Annotated in this window: 2 protein-coding genes; both read left to right on the top strand. The window is 46.6% G+C overall.

The features are described from left to right. Positions 1 to 327: SixA phosphatase family protein (locus tag ACHZC4_RS05470; protein WP_394752816.1), on the top strand; the 327-nt coding region annotated here is incomplete at its 5' end. Positions 328 to 428: 101 nt separating this feature from the next. Further along, entirely contained in the window at positions 429 to 1,412 is a 984-nt protein-coding gene (locus ACHZC4_RS05465) for a PstS family phosphate ABC transporter substrate-binding protein (RefSeq protein WP_394752815.1), read from the top strand. Positions 1,413 to 1,740 lie beyond the last annotated feature (328 nt).

Raw genomic sequence — 1,740 nt, 5'->3', positions numbered from 1 at the left:
GTTTGTGATGGTTTTGGCATCGACCATCGCCATATCCAGCAAGAAAAACGCCTCTATGACGAAGGCTTAGTCCGGGTGAAATCGGTGTTGGCCGATTGTCCGGCTTCTTTTAGCCGGGTGTTGCTGGTCGGGCACAACCCTGAGCTTGAAGACCTGCTGACTTATTTGGTCAATGAAGCTGACCTGCCCGGCGCTAAAAAACTGTTTCCAACAGCCGCTTTGGCACGGTTAATGTTGCCAGATGACTGGTCGCCTTTGGATAAAGGCTGTGCACAATTGCTGTCCATTACCTATCCAAAATCATTATTTGAAGAAAGCGTAGATTAAATCCGATAAATTGTGTCATTGTCATATTTCTGTCATAAAGTGCGATTAAGCTACCCGCATTCTGTCCGTTTACTACAACCATTATCTACTCGAGAGCTAAAATGAAACCACTGTTTAAAACGAAATCACTTATTGCTGCAATGGGGCTTGTTTCTGCTGGGCTTATGGCTACAGCAGCCCATGCCGTACAGGCTGTTGATGCAGATCTCCCCGAATATCAGCCAGCCAGTGGCATATCGGGCAATTTGTCCAGCGTTGGCTCTGATACCTTGGCTAACTTGATGTCGTTATGGGCGGAGGATTTTAACCGTGCTTACCCCAACGTCAACATCCAAATCCAGGCCGCAGGCTCCTCCACTGCGCCGCCTGCGCTGACTGAAGGCACATCAAACCTCGGCCCTATGAGCCGTGAAATGAAAGATGATGAAATAGAAGCTTTCGAGGGTAAAAATGGTTATAAACCGACGGCTATTCCGGTAGCGGTAGATGCCCTTGCCGTTATGGTAAATAAGGACAACCCAGTGAAGGGTTTGACGATGGAGCAGGTTGACGGCATTTTTTCTTCCACCAACAAATGCGGTGGTGCAGCCAGTATTGAAACCTGGGGTGACGCAGGAGTCGCGGCATGGGGCGCAAAAAGCATCCAGTTGTACGGACGGAACTCGGTATCCGGCACTTATGGCTATTTTAAGGAACACGCCTTATGTAAAGGTGATTTCAAAAGCAATGTTAACGAACAGCCAGGTTCTGCCTCGGTCGTCCAGTCGGTTACCGAATCAGTAAACGGTATTGGTTATTCTGGCATGGGCTATACCACTTCCGGTATAAAAATGGTGCCCTTGGCAAAAAAAGGCAGCACGAGCTTTGTTGAAGCCACGCCTGAAAACGCGCTCAATGGGACTTATCCTTTAACGCGTTATTTGTATATTTACGTTAACAAAAAACCCAATCAGCCGTTAGCGCCATTGGAGCTTGAATTTATAAAAATGGTCTTGTCAAAAACGGGGCAACAATCAGTTATTAAGGATGGTTACATTCCATTGCCAGCGAAAGTGATAGAAAAGGACCTAGCGGCGATCAAATAGGCCGCATCTAGAAAAAGTGTTGTAGCGGTCAAGGACTCGTGCGCAAGGATGTTTTGTCTGCATTAACCGTTTCCCCCTCAAAAGCGAATGGTTGACGTAGACTGCATGGCCGAAGACTGGAAACAGGCTTCGGCCATTTTTTTATTGATTTTGCTAGCAATTAAATGCACAGGGTACAAAACACGTGTTCACAATTTCATACTATCCGACCTGTAATACGTTTAAAATGGAATTCTGGGTTTTTAAATTAACCTCTGAATAAGTCCTTCGAAGACCATAGGAAGTGCCAGTGGTGCAAGCTCAGGACGAACGGTAAGTGGTTGATTCC

Origin of the sequence: Crenothrix sp. (assembly GCF_043729335.1) — a bacterium.
Taxonomy (GTDB): Bacteria; Pseudomonadota; Gammaproteobacteria; order Methylococcales; family Methylomonadaceae; genus Crenothrix.
The sequence above is the reverse complement of the archived record's forward strand: the minus strand, read 5'-3'. Positions and strand labels throughout refer to the sequence as shown.